The organism is Pedobacter sp. KBW01, from assembly GCF_003852395.1.
Classification (GTDB): Bacteria; Bacteroidota; Bacteroidia; order Sphingobacteriales; family Sphingobacteriaceae; genus Pedobacter.
The window spans coordinates 612,569-633,870 of record NZ_QAJQ01000007.1; the positions used below are offsets into that span (position 1 = coordinate 612,569).

Consider the following 21,302-nt stretch of genomic DNA (forward strand, 5'->3'; position numbering starts at 1 on the left):
TCCATTACTAAAGTGAAACATTTACACCAAAATTGAAGGTCTTCATAATCGGAACCGAGAATCCGTCGCCAATTTCAGGATCGAAATAGTCTTTATTAAATTTGCTTATTACGAACAGATTGCTACCACTGAAATAGAATTTCATACCAGATACTCCTACTTTATTTATATAGCGGGCCGGGATACTATACCCCACATTCAATAGCTTCATTCGTAAAAAGTTGGCATTTTTTAACCAGAAAGTACTATTATTGGTCACAACAGATTGTGTTCCGTCGTTTGCACTAAGCCTGTTAGGGAATGTTGCGTTTGGATTTTGAGGTGTCCACGAATCGTTGTACCATGGTTTCCACATACGGTTCCATTCAACACCGCCAGCCAAACTGTTTACGAAACGCGATTGATGCAAATTGCCGTTAAAAGTAGCATCTACGCTAAACCCTTTCCATTCAAATCCTAGATTAAGCCCTAAAACAATGGGATTGTTATTATTTTTAACCTGAACCTGATCCCAATCGTCAACAATTCCATCAGGTGTACCATTTGGTCCGCTTAAATCGGCATAGGTAAGTTGTCCCAGAGCTGGTGCAACACTTTTAAACTTGTAATTTGGATTAGCTGTCTTAAATGCATCCAGGTCAGCCTGTGTACGGATCATTCCGGTAGCCTGATAGGTTACAATACGACTCATAGACTTATCCGGGTTAGCTTGCCATGGATAAGTTACGTTCTGATCCTGGATAACATATTTGGCAGCACCATAAGAAGCGTTTAAATTGGCATAGTAATTAAATTTACCGGTATTATTTTTATAGCCAAGATTGATTTCTACTCCTTGCGCATTAATCTGTCCGTAATTAGAAGCCGGTAACGTGCGGCTAAATGTTGGAGGAACAGAAGCAATTCGTGACCCTAAAATATCATAGGTTTTGATGTAATAATATTCGGCACTACCACTAAAATGTTTTAAAAACTCTACATCTACCCCTACGTTATAATTTAATGTTTTCTCCCAGGTAAGATTTGGATTGGTTAAAGCTCCATAAGTTATTCCTACGTTACTTACCGGTGTTGTACCTAAAAATATAGCGTTACCGTTTTGGTAAGATTGCTGCCACTGCCAGCCACCAATGGCATCGTTACCGGTTAAACCAGCTGAGGCACGGATTTTTAACATATTAATACCTTTTGCCTGGCTCATGAACTTCTCTTTAGAAACAACCCAGCCAATTGATCCGGCCGGAAAAAAGCCCCAGCGTTTGTCGGCAGGAAACCGCATAGACCCATCGTAACGGCTAGAGAAACTGGCCAGGTATTTACCATCGTAATCATAAAATGCCTGTCCTACATACGAAATCCTCCCATCAGAAAGTTCTGTATCTCCACCTCCGTAATCGTCGGCTCTTTGGTTACTGGCAGCCCACCACTGGTCGGTAAGATAAACCGGGAATGTCTCACGTCCGGCAAATATCCCTCCACTATTCGATTCGGCTTTTTCGTAAACCAGCCATCCTTTTAAATTGTGCTTTTTAAATGAATGATCGTAATTTAACTGGAAGTTTAATTGATAATCGTTGCCCCAGTTATAATTTTCCTGAATAAAACTCTTTCCAATCTGCGATGATTTTTTTAGCGTTACCAAATCGTTATCGTCGGTACTAATGATATGAAAACCTGTTTTTTTCATTACCCACATATCATACTGCTTTTCAAAGGTTTTATTACGGTTATTGGTGTACGATTTGTTAAACTGTGCCGAAGCGCTTAGCCCTTCAACTGCTGCAATTTTGTAGGTGGCCTTTAAATTTAAAACCGGTTTAATATTATTGCCTTTGATATAACCACCATCGCCCCTTACTTCGGCCCCTACGTTTCCAATCCAACCATAATCAATAGGATTGCCGCCGTTGGTCCATACCGGCTGATCTGGTTGCCAAAGTAACAGCTTTCTGTAAATTCCTGATACATCACCTACCGATGTGTTGGTTGGAGAATACATTAAGTTATTATTAATGGTAATACCAGTAAACAAATTCAGGTTTTTAGTAATATCAGCGGTAATATTGGCGCGTAGGTTGTACTTATCAAAGGTTAGGTTTTTCATAAATCCACCTTGCTTAGTGTATGAACCACCAATGAAATAACTAATCTTATCGCTACCGCCCGATGCATTTAAATTATGTGTACGGGTATAAGGATTTTCCCAAACTGCATCCAATTGATTATAACCCCAGCCATCATTGATGTTTTTAAAATATGCGAGGTCGCTATCGGTCCATTTCCAACCTGCGGGGTCGCTTGTGGGGTTAATGCGGTTGTACAATTCGCCCGTTTCAACTGCGCTTGTTAACGGGGCATTTTTGCCACGCCTGTCAAAACCTGTACTGAACGAATAATCAATTTTTGCAGCTGAATTTTTTCTTCCGGTACGGGTAGTTACCAAAATTACCCCTCCAGCAGCCCGGCTACCATAAACTGCTTTCGAGGCAGCATCTTTTAATACGGTTACGTTATCAATATCATTGGGACTCAAATTATTAAAATCGCCTGAACCACTGATTTTACCGTCAATTACATAAAGTACGTTCTGCGCATTAAAAGAGGTTCCTACACGTACAGATATACTGGGCTGTGTACCCGGAATACCATTCGGAGTACCTACAGTTACGCCAGCCATTTGGCCAGCAAGGAGATTACCCAAAGATGTGGTAGGTGTATTGCGGCGTGTATCGTCCATTTTTAGTGTAACTACTGAACCAGACAATAACTCTTTCTTTTGGGTACCATATCCCAGTACCACTACATCGTCCAGATCGTTCTGAGCATTATCGAGCTGAATGTTTAAACTCGCTCCGGTAGTGCTAACAGTTTTAGCAGTATAGCCAACCAGCGAAAAAACGAGCTTGCTGCCCCTGGGTACATTAATGGTAAAATAGCCCTCTTCATTGGTGGTCGTTCCACCGGTACCTTTTTCGGGTTTAACGGTAACACCAGGCAATGGTATGCCATCTTTTGAGTCTTGCACTTTTCCTTTCACAGCGATTATTTCCTGTGCCTGTGTGCTAACCGACACCAGCATTAAACAGCTGATACTTAAGGTTACTAATAATAATTTTAGTTGTGTATACATAAATTCATTTGGTTTGGTTTAAAGATTTAGGTTAGTTTTTGTTCATAAAGGTTTGTTAGAAAATTTGGTTAGGTAATATTTATTTGACTTAGTAAAATTGATGATATCTATAGCGCTAAACCACTATTGATTTGATAATTACTGATGCTTTTTTTGCTGTTAAACTGCCGCTGTAGCATTCAGCATACAGACCAACACCAACTACATTACACACTCAATTACAACTAGTTAAACACATAAAATAATTAACAAGAAATGATTGGATTCTAATTTCACCCAATAGATATTGACAGGTGATTTTCTTTGAGTTAATCTCCAAAGTCAGCCGGTAACCGCTAACTCCGTATGAAACTTTATCGTGATTAGCGCACACAAAAAAGCCACAGATTACAGACTTTATTTATCTGTGCACCTGTGGCAAAAGTAAAAGGGATATAAAACTTTATTGTAAGATAAAACTGGCCGGGCCGAATGCTTTAACATTGTAGTTAAAGGTCCCATTGGCTATACGGATAGGCTTACCTGTCGCCTCACCGCGTAGGTTTACGGGGAGCGCTTTTAAAAATTGTTTATGAGGTAAGGTAATGGTTAAAACACCTGAACTTCCGGCTTGCTCCCAAAGGCGCAAAACAGTTCCTTTGCCATCAGGATTTTCGCCAAAGGCAGTAATTAAAACACCTGCCCTCGAAATCGCTATACCACTTTTATTTAATGGTAATTTACCTGGAGTTCCATCCGCCAGCCCTGTTAATAAAGGTAAGCGGGTTTCCCAACCGTTTTTAACCAGGTTACGGGTAGTTTCCGAGCCTTTGTTAATGGGCCAAACGCGCACACTTTCCGTCCAGCTGCCAGCCTGCCACAAAGCAAAATTGGTATTCCACATGTTGTTGTATAAATTCACAAATACTGCAGGCTGCGTAGGTACATAATCCAGGTCATATTTCCATAAGCCAGGCATGCCCAAACTTACCAGGGGCGCATCAACCGAAGATAATGCAACACCCGACTGATCGCTTTCCGTAAGGGCTACACCGGTATTTACCGCCATTAAATACCTGTTGGTACCTTTAATAATACCTTTGGCAGGATTAACAGGTCCGCCCAAACGCCCAATGGTAAAATTAGGTTGCTTAACTTTAAACGGAAAACATAGCCAGCCGCCTTCGGCCTGCTTTTCGGGAGTTTTTGCATCCACGCTCCAGGCTACATCTACATAGGCGGCCTGGCGCGGAAAAGTAAATTTAAGGGTGTAGCCTTTTGCATAACCATCGGTAGTTACAGCTGTTAAAGTGGCAATATCGGCTACAGCACCATGCGCAACCTGAATGTTCCAGGCATGTGGTGTAAAAGCCAGATAAGGTACCTGAGTAGCATCTGGCATACCAGGTTTACCCAAATCGTTTAAGCCCCAGCCATCCTTTACGCGGCTATAGGCATTAAACCACTGGTTAACTTCACTGGCACTAAAGCGCTCGTGTAAAAACTGCCCTAAGGCATATTTCGATGTTTGATCGACCAGTTCGCGGCCGGTTGATTGCTCAATTAAAGAACTGATTCCACCCTTGGTTAAATCGAATACCACTTTAAAATAAGGTGTATTAAATGTAGTCTGCTCATCATTACCCTCTACACGTGCTTTCAGCTCATCAAATGTATAAGTACTGTAACCAGATGCGGCTACATCTTTTGCATAAAAGTATTTACCCTTTTCCCATGGGTTTTCTATCATTCCCGATCGTTTCCAGGGGAGCGGATTATATACCACTACCCTTTTGCCATTTTTATTTACAGATTGAGCCAGCAGATTGAGTTCTATATTTAACTCGTTACCAACCAAATCATTTGTATTGCGAATATACTGACGTTTATCATCGTAAGAACGCAGCCATTTCCGTTTACTTCCTATGGCGGTGTTGTGCGCATTGCTGTTTTTTAAGGCCGCGTAATTTCCATTTTCTGGAAGTGGCTCAGCTTCTGCTTCCGCCATCCATTTTTTCCAGGCATCGCCATAACTATAGCGGGGCCCGTACTCGGCATTCATTCCCCAGGTATGCTCAGCATATAACAAACTTTGCTCATAAGCTTTTTGGAGTTTGGCTGAAACAGAACCAACCGGAATACCCCAGCTTTTCAATTGTGTATTCAGGCCATCAAGTGCCGATTCGAGCGGACGAATATTGCGCGCCATTTTGGTCTCTACCGGATTAGATTGTAAACCGTGAATCCAGGTGTCGGGGCAATCACCTTTAACGGTAGGCAACTGCGGTTTTTCTGCTAAAACAGCTTTGGCAAAATCATCCAGCGTACCAAAGTGTATTTTAACCCCAGGCAATTCTTTTGCGGCGTAGGCCAGCAGTTTATCAATTTCCTCTGCCGAAGGCGGTCCATGGTTATCGCCTGTCATTTGCATGGCCAGGTAGTTTTTACAAGGCCAGTTTGGAGTAGGTTTTATACTTGAACCGTAATCGGCGGTATAGTTGCACAATACTTTAGAGCCATCGGCCCCTTCCCACCAAAATAGCTCGGGGAAACGCGGATACTGACTTGCAGGGTTACACCCTAATTGTAAGAATTGAATACCTGCCTGTTTCAGTAAAGTAGGCATAATCCATGAGTGACTGGGTACATCAGTCATTTTAGCGCTGATGGGCAATGGCAAACCATATTTCCGGGCAACGGCTGAAGAAAAGCCCAGTCCCCGCACCAGGTCTTCGTAATCTAGCGATTCGGTATGGGTGGTAAAAGGCAATCCGTGCACCACCAAAGTGCCCGATTTAATGGCTTTTTCGATCCTCGCTTTTCTTTCCGGTGTTTGTAATGGGCCTAATATCTGAGCCTGTAAAGGCCAGCCAGAAACCGTCCAGGCAAAACGTTTTTCTTTGGGTGCATTTTCACTTTTTTCGATTACGCTTAAGGCATTGTCCATCATTTCTTCGCGATAGCGCTTAAACACGTTTTCGGGCAAATCGGTAAAACCTAAATCGAAGTGGGTTTTAAATACTACCCATATATCGGTTACTTTTAAGCTGTTTTTTTGCTGCACCTTACTTTGAGTCGCTGTCGCATTTTGGGCCGAAGCATGTATAAACCCAAATAAAAGCAAGGCTGCTAAAATGCATCTTGCAAATAGTTGTTTTGCTGAATCCTTAATATTTAACTTTCTAAGTTTCATATTTTACCACAATTTTATTTTCTGTTTGCTACTTGCTGTTATTTCAAATGGCCCGGGAAATGGATTTGTAATATCGCGTTTCTTTCCAAAATAATCGGTATCGATTTTTAAAGCAGAACCATCAGTATTTTCGAATGGCAGGTTAGGCACAATAGCCATACGCAACGAGCTTGTACTTACCAGTTTCCTGGGCTGAACAGTCTTCCAATTTCTATCCAGGTTAATTTCCAGGTAAAAATTATCGTTCTGAGTAGTTAAAATGGCAGCTGCATCAAATTCATCTTTAACAAGTGCTGTTTTTTCAGTAGCGGCCTGCTCTTTATATTTTTTTAACTGGTCTTGTGCGTCTTTTCCCATTTCGCCAAAACGCATTGGCTTATTGAGATTAACAGCCCTTATCGTTCCTTTGGTATAAACATTACCTTCAAAAGTTGCCGGCAGCAGCGACTTAGCGTATTGACTGGCATTGCCCGAATTAACGAAAATGCAACATTTATAAAGGAATGGTGCCAATCTCATCGGAACCAGCTAAAATAATGCCTCACTAAACTGCTTTTGCAGAGCGTATCCAGCCAGATCTGAACACACTCCACGCAGCAAAATATACTATTTGGTTAAAAATTCGTTTTGTTATGCCAGCAGTAGTGTTTAATAACCACCTTTAACATCCCTGCTTAAAACAATGGCTTTGCCTTTTTCGCCATTTTGCATCGGGTACAGGTTCCAATGATTTTGATCTACTGCTTCCAGGTGCCAGTCTTTTAATGGATCGGCTAATGTTGTTTTAATGTGATTCGGAAATGCATTTGCAGCTTTTGCATTTTCCCAGGTACGGATGGCTGCAAAAATTTCGTCTTTCTGCGGACAGCCTTCAATTGATGCTTTGGATATGTGAAGCTGATAAGTTGCCCCTGCACCTACAGAAACAGCTTGAATATGCTCGTAATCGGCCACTTTCGACGTAGGTGTAAGCTGAAAATTCATTCCAAAGGTTGCCGGAAAATAATTGGCATAAGCTACATCTCGCAAATCTTTTCCTTCGGAGGTTGAACTTCCCCATTTACGTTGTTTAACATCGTACATGTTGGTGCCACCACCCACATTCCAAACAGATTGATAATGCCACGAACCTTCAGAAAGTGTGGCGCCCATAATTCGAAGATCGGGTAGTTTATGTTGAGCTGCCCGATCAAATAACTGACGATGAAAGCGTTTTACGGCATAATAACCGTGCCCCTGATTAAAAAGGAATTCCTGCCCGTCCCAATCGTGGTAATAAATCCCGTTAATCTTACTCATATCGGCATAATACATGGCTACCGAATCCTGAAGTTTCATATTGGGAATAATGCCATCGTAACCCGAACCAATTGAAACCTGTAGTTTATAAATGGTATCTCCCTTGGTATGATTGCCCGGAATGGTTTTCCAGTAGCCCCTTTTCACTTTGTGCAACCTGTATGGTGCCGTTTTCGATACGCCCTGGTAGTAAATAATTTCATTATCAATCTTAATCATATTCAAATGCTCAGTATGGCCTTCCCAGCTGGCAATTTCATCTAAATAAGTGGGGTCTGTAACTTCAATAGTGGTATCTGTAGGGTTGATATCTTTTGCCAGTATTCTTTTTACCTGATAGGCCAGGTCTTTGCTTGGTATAGGGCTTACATCTTTGGTACCCTGTCTTAATGCTGTAGTAATGGTATGAAATCCGGCCCATATGCCCAGCGGGTTAGAAATATCTGTAAAATCTTTATATGATTTGTTACCCTCGGTGTATTTCAGTGGCTTTTTCTCAAAAGAAAATCCGTTAATATATCCTTTATTGCCCCTATCAATACCAAACATAGGCTCATGCTCCCATTGCACAGCTTTAAAACCAAGCTTTTGGGTATAGGCAATAACGCTGTCGCAATTGCTACCTGCAGTGGCTACATCGTTTAAATATGCGGCAGGATCTTTAATCCACTTACCATTTACCGTTGGGTACGGCAAGCCTTCGGCCTTAACAATGTTTTTAATTACAGTCATTAAAGCAATGCTATCCGGACTTCCCCAAAGCGCTATTTTTGAACCAATGTAATCAACATCTGCCAATGGTTCTACTTCAATATGGTTAGGTTTGTTGGTTGGTAAAAAAGGAATAAGAGAGAATAAAATGGTTTTGCCTTTGCGCCTGTCTGATGCGTGATAAACTATAGAAACCATGCCTTTTTCATCAATATCGGCCGAATTTCCATATAAAATCCTGTAATAAGGTTCCGGGTGTGAGTAAAAAGCAACATCGTTTTTACCGTCGCCACCAATGGCAAACAACTGTCCTTCTTTTAAATCTGAAGGTAAAGGGAAGCGTTTTTTATCGGGACTGTGAATCATGTATTGAAAAGGTGCACAATCGCCAATATTGGTCGATTTACCTCCTGTGGTGGCATCATTGAGCGCTAAAGCACCGATTGCATAATTGACAGCCATGCTGGTATCTCTGGCTACACCAATAACATCGCCAAATAGGTTATCGATGGTGGTGTGGTAAGGCCCCCACTGGATATCGTCGATCTCACTACGGTTGGTAAGCGATAACAGGCTTAACCTGAAGTACATTTTCTGAGGTTCAAATTTAACGGTAGCTACAGAACCATTAGGATAAAATAATGCGAGAGTTGTTTTGGCTTTGGTGTAAATTGCTTTTGTTGGCAAGTAATACTTTTTACGGCTACTGCTGTATAAACTCAACAAGGGAGAAGGTTTATCGGCAGGACTAAATTCGCTGGTCGGCTTTTTGGTGGTATTTTTAAAGCTGGTAATGTAGCCTTTCTGGTCAATCCTGATTTTAAGATAGTCGGTAGAAAATTCTGTTTGGGCATAAAGTTTATTTCCCCACAAGCCTGCGATGGCCAGCAGTAGAAAAATGGGCTTCATTAGTTTTTGACAATGCTGTAATGACATTAGTTTGGTTAATTAAGGTTTCATTTGTGTGTTTATCGCAATCTTGCTTTAGATTATTAAACAAAATAGCGAATAAATAAAGTTCTTAATTCAACTAAAATTAAACCACCATTATTTTAATTAAAACTGATGTTTTTTTTGCTATTGGTTTTTCAGCTTTACCTGATTATAAAAAAGAGGCTGTCTCAAAAACTAGAAGATTATCCTGTGCGGAAGCTCCGCTCAAGTAACAAACTAAGGTTTATGAGACAGCCTCTTAATTCGACATTAAGGTTTTTCTTTGCGATGACTTTTTAACACCTCCAACACCCAGCCTTTCCCCCATTCTTCCATTTGATCTTCCGTCCACAAAAAGGGGTAAAAAATTCTTTTTTGGAAACGCGGAGGCAAATACTTCTGCCAGTTGGTACCGCCGGTAGCGGCCACATCAACCGGATCTTTCTCCAGATAGCGTACCGCCGATTTGTAATGCGAAAGCGGCCACTCTACATTTACATATAGATCAAGTTTCCTGAGTTCTTCGGCCAGTGCAGATACATCTTCACCTTTGGCTTGCAATTGTAAATACAATGCCGAAAAATTGGTCTGTACCCTTTCATTGGCCAGTTGTAAAAACTGACCAGCGTATTTCTTAATAAATTGTTTTAAGGTTAATGTTTGTTTTCCTGAGGCCAGTTCTGTCGCGCCGAATTTCCAGTAAATGTGTTCAAATTGTGCTTCAATACTGGCATTTGCCAATTCTGTGCGCTTGCTCTTATCAACCAGGCGGTTAAAATCAGTTGCACAAATTTCGATCATCCGGTATTGACCAGACTGGAAACCGCTGGCCGGTAGTAACGACATCCTGAATTTCAGAAATTGTTCTTTATCCATTCCATCTACCATTACCTCAAAAGAAGTGGTTAAGGCATTAAAATAAGCATTAATCCTTTTCACCCTCGTGGTAAAAAATGCAGCAGTAAGTTCGGCGTTTTCGGCAATTTGCCTGCATTCGTGGAGTGTTAATTTAAAATATAACTCCGTAATCTGGTGGTACATGATGAAAATTTCTTCATCAGGAAATGGTGTTTTGGGATTTTGCAGGCTTAAAAGTGTATCCAGATGGATGTAATCCCAGTAAGTTAAAAAATCGGCATAAAGCAATCCATCCAGGTACGAGCACATATCCTGGCCCATTGCGGTATATTTTTCTTCCAGCTTTAGCAGGCGGTCGGTAATTTCAGGAGTCAGTTCCATAATTTCGTTTTTTTAATAAATAGTTTATTGGTAAAATCAGATCAGCTCTTTACTTATCTTTAATAACACCGAGCCTGTTTTAAAGATATCTTCAAAACTATTGTAAAGCGGAACCGGGCTTAACCTGATTACATTCGGTTCGCGCCAGTCGCCAAGGATATTGTGATCCATTAATGCCTTGAATATTGCTTTGGGATTGTGTTTGGCAATAATCGATAGCTGGGCGCCACGGTCGTCCTCTGTTTCGGGGGTAATAATCTGATATTGTTCTTCGCCCAATAATCCATTTATCTCTTTAATGATATAACTCAGGTAAGCCGTTAGCTGCTTGCTCTTTTCCCTTAATGGCTGGATAAACCCTGCTTTTTCAAAAATCTGTAATGATGCATAATATAAGGCCATGGGTATTACCTGTGTGCAGCTTACCTGCCAGCCATCTGCTCCTACCTCGGGCACAAAACCTTTGGTCATTTTAAATCGTTCCTGCTCCTGATAGCCCCACCAACCGGCAAAACGATCCAGACTGGTATCGGTAAAATGCTTTTCATGAACAAAGATGCCGCTTATTCCTCCAGGACCCGAGTTTTGATACTTGTACGAGCACCAGCAGGCAAAATCTACATCCCAATCGTGTAATTGCAGAGGCACATTGCCCGCTGCATGGGCCAGATCAAAACCAACTACAGCGCCTGCCTCGTGGCCCGCTTTGGTAATGGCAGGCATATTGTACCATTGACCTGTAAAGTAATTAATTCCACCAAACATTACCAGGGCAATTTCATCACCATGTTTAGCTATTTCGGCTAAAATATCTGCTGTTCTTAGGGTATATTCGCCAGCTCTTGGGCTCACTTCGATAATAGCATCCTTAGGGTCGTAACCATGAAACCGAACCTGGCTTTCAATGGCATACTGGTCTGACGGAAAGGCACCTGCCTCCATAATAATTTTAAACCTTTTGCCCTTTGGCTTATAAAAACTCACCATCAGCAGGTGCAGGTTAACAGTTAAGGTATTCATTGGCGAAACCTCCTGACTACTCGCCCCCACAATAGGCGCCATGAGTTCTTTCAGGGCCTTGTGGAAAAACATCCAGGGCGTATCGCCTTCAAACCATCCCTCTACGGCAAGGTTTTGCCAGTTAACCAATTGCTGATCGATATATTTTTTTGCTGTTTTAGGCTGAAGCCCTAGAGAATTTCCGCATAAATAAATAAACGGCTTTCCATTTTGCTGAGGAAAGAAAAACTCGTCACGCAAGTGGTTTAACGGATCTTGCTGATCCGTACTTTGGGCAAATGCCAAACTATTTTCAAAAATCATGTTTTTAAAATTACGTATAATGAAACTAAACGATAGCTCGAAAACTACCGGCAGCACGTTGAAATAAAAATAATTAAAATAAACTGCACATACGGCAGTCTTTCAGGGGAGGTCCTGATTAAGAAGGTCTATTGATGATATTTTTTAGAATATTTACCATAAATACGGGAGCTAATGTACCGCAAAAAAATTACTGTAGCAAATATTTAGAATTGGAGCAAAAAAAATAGCCAGGATAAGCTTGCGCTATTCTTATCCTGGCTTAATGATGTTACAAGTAGCGATTAAAAAATCTAACCACATTTAACTATTTGATGATGAAAAATTGTGTATAAGGGGCTGTAATAACAAGTTCTAAAATGGTTAACTTCTCTTTGGTGTTAACACTTATTTAATCAAAACTTTGCTTCCCTGGTTTAGGTTCAGTTTAAAAAACTCTGTTCCTGCCAACAGAAAAGCGCCTACACCGTACACATCGGTATCATCATACCCCACTTTATCAGGGGCTGCCCCCTGCGCCTGTACATAACCCAGCTTTCCATCAGGGTGTACCGAAGTACTTAATGCCGCCCAGGCTTTATCCAGTGTGGTTTTATATTTTCTGTAAGGCAACAGTTTATTATTTACCCCCCAGGCCATAGCGTAGGTAATAAAACCTGTTCCGCTGGTTTCTTTACTCGGGTAGCTCTCTGGGTCTAATAAGCTGGCGTGCCAGGTGCCATCGGCTTGTTGCAGTTTTGCCAATCGGCCCGACATTGCTTTATACAACTTTACAAAACGCTTATAATCCCGGTGACTTTGCGGCATGGTAGAGAGTAACCTCACCAATCCGGCAATTACCCAACCGTTTCCCCGCCCCCAGAACACTTTCGCTCCATTCTTTTCTTTTTTATCGAAATAGCGGCTATCGCGATAGAACAAACGCTCATCCTTATCATATAAATAAGCGGTTGATTTCCACCACAATTCGGATGCTTTATCCAGGTATTTCGCGTCGCCAGTAGCCTGAGTTAAATAAGCTAGTGCCGGAGGTCCCATAAATAAGGCATCGCACCAGGCCCATTCCCTTAATTGAATGCTCTTTTTCCATTCCAACGATTCGGTGTGCGGTAAAATAACCACCGAGTCGGCCAGACTTTTAAAATCGGCAATATATTCTGGTCGCTTGTAAATGCTATAGAGTTCTGAATAGAGCTGGCCAACGCAGTAATCATCGGCAAAATGGCGGTAGTGGCCGATTTTCCATTTATTATCTTCGCCAACTTGAATCAGTTTCTGGTAATAGGTATCCGTATTAGCTAACTTTGCAAATGCCATCATACCGGTGTACATGGCTCCCGAAGTCCAGTCTTTTTTTGGGTTTTTCCAGCCATTTGTTTCCAAAGTCTTCCATTGCCAGTCGGCTACATTTTTCATCTGGGCAAAAATGCTGTCAGGTTTTAACGATTGTGCCTGAACCGAAACTACGTAGCTACAAAGGAACAGGAATAAAATTTTACGCATAAATTGGTTTGTTGAATATATTGGGTTTTGTTATTACGTGAAATAGTTATAGGCTATGTTTCTTCTAAAATATGAAGTAATTTATTTACCCCGATAAACAAAACCTGCACAAACGTTTGTTTAAGTACATGAAAGATATTAACGCTAAAATAACCATTCCCAACTAAGCTATTCTGCCAGTTTAATCGTGTATTAATTTAGATAGCCGGTTTGAATCCCTTTAAACAAGTATTAACTTTAGCCATCAAACCAAAATCCATACTAACCAAAAATGAAAAAACTTACCCGCATATTTTATATACTATGCTTTATGGTTTTGCAGCTAAATATTAGTGTAGCCCAGCAAAAGCCAAACATTCTAATTATTATATCCGATGATCATGCCTACCAGGCCATAGGTGCATATGGAGCCAAAATAGCCAAAACGCCCAATATTGATAGAATAGCCAAAGAAGGTGCAATTTTTAATAAAGCTTATGTAACCAATTCTATTTGTGGCCCCAGCAGGGCGGTGATATTAACCGGAAAATACAGTCATAAAAATGGTTTCAGGGATAATGTAAACTACAAATTTGATGGAAGTCAGAATGAATTTGTAAAGGACCTTCAGCAAGCAGGTTATCAAACCGGGTGGATTGGAAAATGGCACCTCGAAAGCACGCCACAAGGCTTTGACTACTATAAAATTTTACCCGGACAAGGACAATATTACAATCCTGATTTTATTGGCATGGATGGAAAAACAGAACATATAGAAGGTTATGCCAGCAATGTAATCGAAGATCAGGTAGAAAAATATTTAGATGGCAGGGATCAAAGCAAACCCTTTTGTTTGGTAGTGGGCCATAAAGCTACCCATCGTACCTGGATACCCGATACCTGCGACATGGGCATGTATGATAAGGTTGATTTCCCTTTGCCGGCCAACTTTTACGATGATTACACCAATCGCGAAGCAGCCAAAATACAAGACATGAGCATCAGTAAAACCATGCAAATGAGTTACGACCTGAAAATGTTATCGTATAGTAAAAACGGTCGCGAGCCCTCGGTTGACCGTATGAATGCCGATCAAAGGGCTAAATTTGATGCATATTACAAACCTATTGATGCCGATTTACAATCCCGAAACTTATCAGGCAAAGCTTTAACCGAGTGGAAATACCAGCATTACATGCGCGATTACCTGAGCACCGCGGCCTCGCTCGACAGAAACATTGGGCGCGCGCTTGATTACCTCGACAAGCATAACCTTGCTAAGAACACCATTGTAATTTACCTCTCAGATCAAGGTTTCTACCTCGGCGAACATGGCTGGTTTGATAAACGCTGGATTTATGAAGAATCGTTTAGAACGCCTATGGTGATGCGATACCCCGGTGTAGTTAAACCTGGCACCAAATCAAACGATTATGTATTGAATATGGACATTGCCCCAACTGTACTCGAAGCTGCTGGGGTTACCATTCCGAAAGATATTCAGGGCGAATCTTTTTTACCTTTGCTCAATGGAAAAAAAGCAAAAGGACGCGATGCCATTTATTATCACTATTACGAAAATGGCGAACATTCGGTATCGCCTCACTTTGGTATCAAAACCAAACGCTATAAACTTATCCGTTTCTATACACGGGTAAACAACTGGGAACTGTACGATCTGCAATCAGATCCGGGCGAGAACACTAATATTTTCGGAAAGAAAGGATATGAAAAAATTACTGCTGATTTGATGGTTCAATTAAAAAAACAAATTGATAAATACGAAGATACTGAAGCCGGAAAGACCCTTGCTACACCTTTAGCACCGCATTAATATTAACCAAACATTAGTATTATTTTTATTAAAAAGTCATCCTTTGGTTACAGCCAGGATGACTTTTTAATTTTACCAGAGGGGAACTTTTGTTATACTAATTAACAAAGCCGGGATAAATATGCCGCAAAAACATCGAATCCACTAATTGTTCCGATGACAATAACATGACGGTTTCTTAACTTTATGATTAACTACGCAAGGTAATTTTGCCTAAAACCTTTCAACAGATGATCAAGCGGATTAAGCGGCTCCCTTTATATTTTACCGGCCTCGCCCTAATCTTATTATTGGCTGCCATAATTTGCTGCAGCTTAACAAAAGCCGAATGCTTTTTTGTCCTAAACAGCTATCACAGTCCTTTTTTAGACCTATTTTTTAGCTTGTTAACCAATTTTGGAGATGGATTATTGAGCATTTTGCTGGGTATTGTACTCCTGATTACTAAAAAGCGTAAAAAAGCAATAACATTACTGCTGGCCTACGCCTATTCGAGCCTGTTGGCACAAATTCTCAAAAAAATATTCGACCAACCCAGGCCCAGATTGTATCTGGAACATTTGAAACTGGATTATACAAATTTCGTAACGGGTATCAACCTTCACGATCACCACTCCTTTCCATCAGGCCATACTACTTCGGCCTTTGCAATGGCTACCGTGCTGGTGCTCGTGCATAAAAAAAGTAAGATTTCTGTCCCCTGCCTTCTGCTGGCCACAGCAATTGGTTATTCGCGTATTTACCTGGCGCAACACTTCCTGCTCGATGTGCTCTGTGGAGCCATGATAGGTTTGTTTGGTGCACTATTGGCCTACAACCAGGTTTATATACAAAAGCTTTTCCGGCCGGCCAAAGCCATCAGGCGACTAAAGAGGTTAAGAACAGCTGAACCCAGGCTGCAATGAAGCCGGCAAAATTCCCATTAAAGGTGTGGCTGCTCCTTATTTTTATGGCAATTATAAAAATCGCAGTGGCCACATCCATCAACCTGGGTAATGATGAAGTTTACTATTGGACCTATGCACTAAAATTGCAATGGAATTATTTTGATCATCCTCCCCTTGTAGCCTGGCTTATCAGGGCTTCAACGCTAAACCTAAGCCAGCATTATGAACTAACGGTTAGACTGGGTGCAATTATTTCCTCATCAATCTGTACACTCATTATCTTCCGTATAGGCACACTCCTTAACAACCAGCGCGTAGGCTGGTATGCAACGTTGTTATATTCGAGCTCGTTTTACTGCAGCATTATCGCAGGTACCTTTATCCTTCCCGATAGTCCTCAAATGGTATTCTGGTTATGGGCCGTGTACCTCTTACTAAAAATCAACAGAAGTATTGCTGCAGGAGAAAAAAACCTTCGAGATTGGTGCTGGTTCAGTATCATGGTAGGTTTAGCGCTGCTTTGTAAGGTACACAGTGTGTTCCTTTTACTGGCAATGGCTTTATTAATCCTATTTAAACACCCGAGGTTAATGCGCTACATTGGCATTTATATCGCTATCTTCATTGCCTGTATCTTTTTCCTTCCCGTACTACTCTGGAACTTTCATCATGGGTTTATCACCTATAGCTATCACAGCGAAAGGGTAAATATCTTTCATACCGGGATTAATGTTTTATCTTTTTTAAGGGAGATTTGCGGAGAGTTTTTTTACAACAACCCCATCAACTTCGCCCTGGTTTGGATTGCAGTCTTAAGTCCGGGTTATAATCAGAATCGCCTTCAGCAACAGGAGAAACAGATACTGCTATTTTGCGCATTACCACTCATGCTAACGCTAATAGCGCTTTCACTTTTTAGAGATACCCTGCCACATTGGTCGGGTCCAGCATACGCCAGTCTTATCCCACTTGCGGCACTAAAACTAGAGCAGTGGTCTAAGGCACGAACACGCCTATGGATCGGGATATCAGCCAGCTGTTTCTTTATTGTAATAACTTTGGGGCTGCTAGTGATCAATTATTATCCGGGAACCTTTTCTGCAAACAAGGATAACCTAAGTTTTGGAAAAGGCGACCCCACGCTGGATCTTTATGGTTGGAAGGAAACCGGTAAAGTCATCGATTCTGTATATCGAAATGAAAATCAGGCAGGTAAGAAAAGGATAAAAACCCTAGTCATTACTAAATGGTTTCCTGCTGCTCACCTCGATTTTTATGGATGTCACAATAATCAGTTGGAAACTTATGGCATGGGAGATACCAGCGATCTACACCAATATATTTTTTCCAATCAGCTCAAGCATAAACCCAGTTATGGAGATGATACTTTCTATATCCTCCCATCCGATCTCTTCGATGAAGCTGTACTGGAAAAAATTAAAAATAGCTATGCACACTGCTACCCACCGATAACTGTTCCAATTTACCGAAACGGAGCTATTTGCAAGTATATTTTAATCTTTAGGCTCGAAAATTATCAAGGAAAACTTTGAGTATTGAGCAAAGGATAGCTTTGATAGCTAAAAACAAATGTGCAAAGCAAGGCCATTTTTCCAGAAGCCATATTATTCTTTCATACTTATAGATTCATATTTTATCTTATGAAGAATATTTATTTAACTTTATATAAGGTCTATCGGCTCTAAAAATTCAATTACATTTTGATACAAGAATAAGTAACAGGTGAATGTTAGCAAGCAAAACCTAAATCTGTTACAAAATTATAGCCCAATAACACTTTAGAAAATCAACCCTTTTTATCATGATCAGATTTACTGCTTTATTGTTTCTAACACTTTTGGCGATCAATAGTCTCAGGTGCACCGTAATGGCCTATCCAAACCAAAGCGCATTCGCAAAACCAGGCATTATCACCGGTGCTGATCAAACGCAGAAATATTTACCTTATCTAAAAGGGAAACGAATTGGTTTGGTTGCCAATCAGAGTTCAATAATCGGCAAAACCAGTAGTGTAGACAGTTTATTGAGCCTGGGAATCAAAATTGTAAAAGTGTTTGGCCCGGAGCATGGTTTTAGAGGTAATGCCAGTAACGGAGCTGTAGTTGGCGATGAGAAAGATCCTAAAACCGGTATTCCGATTGTTTCTTTATATGGCAGAAATGAAAAGCCAACAAAGGAACAACTGCAGGGCATCGACCTCATGGTATTTGATATCCAGGATGTTGGATGCCGCTATTATACCAATATCAACACCCTTGAACATGTTATGCAGGCCTGTGCAGAGAACAATAAAGAACTGCTGATTCTTGACAGGCCAAACCCTAACGGATATGTTGTTGATGGTCCGGTAATGACAGAGGATAGATTTAAATCAGTCATTGGAATACATTATACCCCCATGACCCACGGCATGACCATTGGCGAATTTGCAGGCTACCTTAATGGCGAAGGCTATCTTAAGAAGCCCTGCAAAATTAAGGTCATAAAGGTTGCCAATTATAATCGCGACATGCCTTATGTATTACCTATAAATCCTTCACCAAATTTAAATACACAGCAGGCTGTAATGCTTTTCCCTAGCTTATGTATGTTTGAGGGAACTGCTATTAACGAAGGTCGTGGAACCCGTATGCCCTTCACCATATTGGGCGCACCGGCACTGAAAGGCAAATATTCATTTTCATACAAACCGGCTAGTATTCCGGGGATGAGCGAGCGGCCCAATCATAAAGATACCCTTTGTTATGGCTTAGATCTTCGCAATTATGATGTTAACAAGCTCCGCAATAGTCGTCAAATTGATTTATCCTTGCTAATTGAACTTTACAATGCCTATCCTGACAAAGCCAATTTCTTTAATCGCGAAAGAAGTAATGGAGTATCTCCTTTTGATCTACGCATTGGCACCGATCAATTAAGAAAACAGATCATTGCAGGTATATCGGAAGCTGATATCAGAAAAAGCTGGAAACAGGGCTTACAGCAATTTAAGTCTATCCGAGCGAAATACCTCCTGTATCCTTAATATTGAATTATATTTTGGCTATCCGTTCAATACTTACTGACAAGAATACCTCGAAAACAAAAAAGTAGGATCAGTCCGTAAATCCGGTTTAAAAACAGAGGCAGAAAAGTAACATTAAAAAAATGGCGCTCAATATTTCATTATGATTAATCTGTCCAGGTATGTCTTTGTCGTTAAAGTTTAGAATGTTCAGCAATACATTTACAGCGTTTTATATTTATCTGATAATCAGTTGACTCTGTTATAAGTCATACCTCCCCCATCATATGCGTCCTGGCTGATGGAGAGTTTATCATTTGAGATGGAAAAAAAGCTTTGTGCATCACCGCCATCAAATAAGATAAAATCTTCCTCTTGCCTGGTGATCATCGAGGTTTTACGGATGATGGTGTATCTTCCCTGCCTGAGTAATTTGGAGTCCCTGGTTTCTGAGTAAGCGTTTTTACTAAATTCAAGGATGTTGCCCTGGCCGATCTGGTATTTTATGTTTCTTCCGGAAAATCCTTCCAGGCTGGATTCCAGTTCCCATTTTCCGGTAAGCTGATTAGAATTTTGAGTATCTTTTTTACAAGACGCAGCGATAAGAGAGAATATTAGGAGTATGATTAGGTTTTTCATGTTTTGCCTTTCTTTTTATTTGAGTGCTGTTGTTGTTTGCCCTATTCTCTGGTATTGGTATGGATTTTAATTACTTGGTAAATCGTTGGTATTAAAAATGAGTAACTCGTGGTTGGCTGTTGCAGAAGTGCCAAGTTTGATAATTTGTCCCCCTTTGTTACGCTTGTTTTTGGCGGTATCGGTTACATAACCGTATACTTTGGCCTGAACACCATTTGTCACTTTCTTGCAGTCCAGGGTAGAAAGTGTTATTGATAACAGTATGTAAATGGTAATTTTTGAGTTCATGAGCGTTTTTTATTTAGTAAAGAAACGTAGATATTGGGCCATACGCGACAGGCTGGGAAAAATTTAAAATTATTTATACCAACCAGAACAGCAATGTTGAGCCTGCTGTGGAATTGAGTAATATTTTAGCACGCGGGGGAACTACTTTAAGTCAGTATTTAAAATACCTTCAGAACCAGATGACAAAAAATGTGCTACAGTGTGGAATGAGAATCAGTCTAGGCTTTTAGCGAAATCCTCAACAAAAGAAAGAAATTTCCATTTCCCAAAACTTTTTCACTTGATCCATACTTATTGGCAGAAAATACCCCGTAAACAAAAAAAGCAGCTCTTTTCAGAACTGCTTTTAAAAAGCGGGGTCGGCCACAGTCCGGATAAGCAATAAATTTATTGCTGATTTGAAGAGAATAGCAGAACTAGACATTAAAATGACAGAGTTCGATGAGCTCGGTAGGTTGATGAAATTACGAAAAGAAAGAGAAAAGCTAATTCCGAAAGCGGTAGATAATAAGAAGAAAATTAGAATAAAAAGAAAGGCTAGAAAAGTACTGCTCAAAAAATGGATCCTCAATATTTCTGAGGATTAAAGACTGTTTTGCACAGAGTTAACTTGTATTTTTATGATTTATAATACTAGGATAAGACCAACTGTAAAGCTACAGGCGGATAAGACACATGGTCTGATACGGGTTTTCCTTTACAGTTGACCTAAATAATAAATTCGATTTATAAAACTTATGCACGCTGAGTAGGGTTCTCTGTGTACATATAACTATAATCAACATGGCCACCACCAAGAACACAGCGAAGACCGCTACGAAAAAAACAGGTAATACCGGTAAAATGGAAGATTCGGAATTCCATGAATTCTTTATCGATGAACTAAAGGACATCTATTGGGCGGAAAAACACCTGGTCAAAGCACTCCCTAAAATGAAAAAAGCGGCGACCAGTGCAGAACTGGCACAGGCATTTGATAAACATACCTCAGAAACGCAGGAACATATTGCGACCCTCGAAGAAGTGTTTTCCCTGCTGGGTGAAAAAGCCGCAGCAAAGAAATGTGACGCGATGGCCGGACTTCTGGATGAGGCTGACAGCATTATCTCGGATACCGATAAGGGAACGATGGTACGTGATGCTGGATTAATCCTGGCTGCGCAGAAAGTAGAACATTATGAAATCGCCACATACGGTACCTTAAGGGTATTTGCCGAAAATATGGGGCATGACGATGTGGTGGCTTTATTGGCCAGAACCCTCGAAAACGAAAAAGCTACAGATCTGGCATTGACCGAAATCGCTGTAACCGCAGTCAATGTGGGGATTTCGCTAAAAGT

15 protein-coding genes are annotated in these 21,302 nt (G+C 40.7%); 6 read left to right on the plus strand and 9 right to left on the minus strand.

Annotated elements, in window-relative coordinates; all coding sequences use genetic code 11:
* Nucleotides 1-7 precede the first annotated feature (7 nt).
* The 7 genes from DBR40_RS09115 to DBR40_RS09145 all read right to left on the minus strand — a co-directional run bounded on the left by DBR40_RS09115 (nt 8) and on the right by DBR40_RS09145 (nt 13,310).
* Entirely contained in the window at nt 8-3,130 is a 3,123-nt protein-coding gene (locus tag DBR40_RS09115; RefSeq protein ID WP_124559426.1) for a SusC/RagA family TonB-linked outer membrane protein, read from the minus strand.
* Between the two features lie 442 nt (nt 3,131-3,572).
* A complete protein-coding gene (locus DBR40_RS09120; protein WP_124559427.1) occupies nt 3,573-6,302 on the minus strand; it encodes a hypothetical protein in 2,730 nt (909 codons plus the stop codon).
* Nucleotides 6,303-6,305: 3 nt separating this feature from the next.
* Entirely contained in the window at nt 6,306-6,821 is a 516-nt protein-coding gene (locus DBR40_RS09125; protein WP_124559428.1) for a hypothetical protein, read from the minus strand.
* 129 nt (nt 6,822-6,950) lie between these two features.
* On the minus strand, nt 6,951-9,221 hold the full coding sequence (locus DBR40_RS09130; protein ID WP_124559429.1) for a hypothetical protein: 2,271 nt from the start codon (nt 9,219-9,221) through the stop codon (nt 6,951-6,953).
* Between the two features lie 294 nt (nt 9,222-9,515).
* Nucleotides 9,516-10,484 (minus strand): tryptophan 2,3-dioxygenase family protein, encoded by a 969-nt coding sequence (locus tag DBR40_RS09135; RefSeq protein WP_124559430.1) that lies wholly within the window; start codon nt 10,482-10,484, stop codon nt 9,516-9,518.
* 36 nt (nt 10,485-10,520) lie between these two features.
* A complete protein-coding gene (kynU, locus tag DBR40_RS09140; RefSeq protein ID WP_124559431.1) occupies nt 10,521-11,807 on the minus strand; it encodes a kynureninase in 1,287 nt (428 codons plus the stop codon).
* Between the two features lie 387 nt (nt 11,808-12,194).
* Complete coding sequence (locus DBR40_RS09145) at nt 12,195-13,310, minus strand: glycoside hydrolase family 105 protein (RefSeq protein WP_124559432.1); 1,116 nt, start codon at nt 13,308-13,310, stop codon at nt 12,195-12,197.
* 271 nt (nt 13,311-13,581) lie between these two features.
* On the opposite strand from DBR40_RS09145, the gene DBR40_RS09150 reads away from it, so the two are divergent.
* The 4 genes from DBR40_RS09150 to DBR40_RS09165 all read left to right on the plus strand — a co-directional run bounded on the left by DBR40_RS09150 (nt 13,582) and on the right by DBR40_RS09165 (nt 19,056).
* Entirely contained in the window at nt 13,582-15,123 is a 1,542-nt protein-coding gene (locus DBR40_RS09150) for a sulfatase (protein ID WP_124559433.1), read from the plus strand.
* A gap of 230 nt (nt 15,124-15,353) precedes the next feature.
* Nucleotides 15,354-16,028 carry a phosphatase PAP2 family protein gene (locus DBR40_RS09155; RefSeq protein ID WP_124559434.1) on the plus strand — a complete coding sequence of 225 codons (675 nt, stop codon included), beginning with the start codon at nt 15,354-15,356 and terminating at the stop codon, nt 16,026-16,028.
* A 44-nt stretch (nt 16,029-16,072) separates the two neighbouring features.
* Entirely contained in the window at nt 16,073-17,563 is a 1,491-nt protein-coding gene (locus tag DBR40_RS09160) for an ArnT family glycosyltransferase (protein WP_158674021.1), read from the plus strand.
* 269 nt (nt 17,564-17,832) lie between these two features.
* Nucleotides 17,833-19,056 carry an exo-beta-N-acetylmuramidase NamZ domain-containing protein gene (locus DBR40_RS09165; RefSeq protein WP_124559436.1) on the plus strand — a complete coding sequence of 408 codons (1,224 nt, stop codon included), beginning with the start codon at nt 17,833-17,835 and terminating at the stop codon, nt 19,054-19,056.
* A gap of 228 nt (nt 19,057-19,284) precedes the next feature.
* On the opposite strand, the gene DBR40_RS09170 is transcribed toward DBR40_RS09165, so the two are convergent.
* On the minus strand, nt 19,285-19,674 hold the full coding sequence (locus DBR40_RS09170) for a hypothetical protein (protein WP_124559437.1): 390 nt from the start codon (nt 19,672-19,674) through the stop codon (nt 19,285-19,287).
* A 66-nt stretch (nt 19,675-19,740) separates the two neighbouring features.
* Nucleotides 19,741-19,962, minus strand: a complete 222-nt coding sequence (locus DBR40_RS09175; protein WP_124559438.1) for a hypothetical protein — start codon at nt 19,960-19,962, stop codon at nt 19,741-19,743.
* A 398-nt stretch (nt 19,963-20,360) separates the two neighbouring features.
* On the opposite strand from DBR40_RS09175, the gene DBR40_RS09180 reads away from it, so the two are divergent.
* Together DBR40_RS09180 and DBR40_RS09185 are read left to right on the plus strand one after the other, a co-directional pair.
* Complete coding sequence (locus DBR40_RS09180) at nt 20,361-20,549, plus strand: hypothetical protein (RefSeq protein WP_124559439.1); 189 nt, start codon at nt 20,361-20,363, stop codon at nt 20,547-20,549.
* Between the two features lie 196 nt (nt 20,550-20,745).
* The coding region (locus tag DBR40_RS09185) for a ferritin-like domain-containing protein (RefSeq protein WP_148090175.1) at nt 20,746-21,302 on the plus strand (557 nt) is incomplete at its 3' end.

Excerpts from the sequence above, each read along its gene's own strand:
- DBR40_RS09115 (WP_124559426.1), bottom strand. The coding sequence starts at position 3,130 with ATGTATACACAACTAAAATTATTATTAGTAACCTTAAGTATCAGCTGT.
- DBR40_RS09120 (WP_124559427.1), bottom strand. The coding sequence starts at position 6,302 with ATGAAACTTAGAAAGTTAAATATTAAGGATTCAGCAAAACAACTATTT.
- DBR40_RS09125 (WP_124559428.1), bottom strand. The coding sequence starts at position 6,821 with ATGAGATTGGCACCATTCCTTTATAAATGTTGCATTTTCGTTAATTCG.
- DBR40_RS09130 (WP_124559429.1), bottom strand. The coding sequence starts at position 9,221 with ATGAAGCCCATTTTTCTACTGCTGGCCATCGCAGGCTTGTGGGGAAAT.
- DBR40_RS09135 (WP_124559430.1), bottom strand. The coding sequence starts at position 10,484 with ATGGAACTGACTCCTGAAATTACCGACCGCCTGCTAAAGCTGGAAGAA.
- kynU (WP_124559431.1), bottom strand. The coding sequence starts at position 11,807 with ATGATTTTTGAAAATAGTTTGGCATTTGCCCAAAGTACGGATCAGCAA.
- DBR40_RS09145 (WP_124559432.1), bottom strand. The coding sequence starts at position 13,310 with ATGCGTAAAATTTTATTCCTGTTCCTTTGTAGCTACGTAGTTTCGGTT.
- DBR40_RS09150 (WP_124559433.1), top strand. The coding sequence starts at position 13,582 with ATGAAAAAACTTACCCGCATATTTTATATACTATGCTTTATGGTTTTG.
- DBR40_RS09155 (WP_124559434.1), top strand. The coding sequence starts at position 15,354 with ATGATCAAGCGGATTAAGCGGCTCCCTTTATATTTTACCGGCCTCGCC.
- DBR40_RS09160 (WP_158674021.1), top strand. The coding sequence starts at position 16,073 with ATGGCAATTATAAAAATCGCAGTGGCCACATCCATCAACCTGGGTAAT.
- DBR40_RS09165 (WP_124559436.1), top strand. The coding sequence starts at position 17,833 with ATGATCAGATTTACTGCTTTATTGTTTCTAACACTTTTGGCGATCAAT.
- DBR40_RS09170 (WP_124559437.1), bottom strand. The coding sequence starts at position 19,674 with ATGAAAAACCTAATCATACTCCTAATATTCTCTCTTATCGCTGCGTCT.
- DBR40_RS09175 (WP_124559438.1), bottom strand. The coding sequence starts at position 19,962 with ATGAACTCAAAAATTACCATTTACATACTGTTATCAATAACACTTTCT.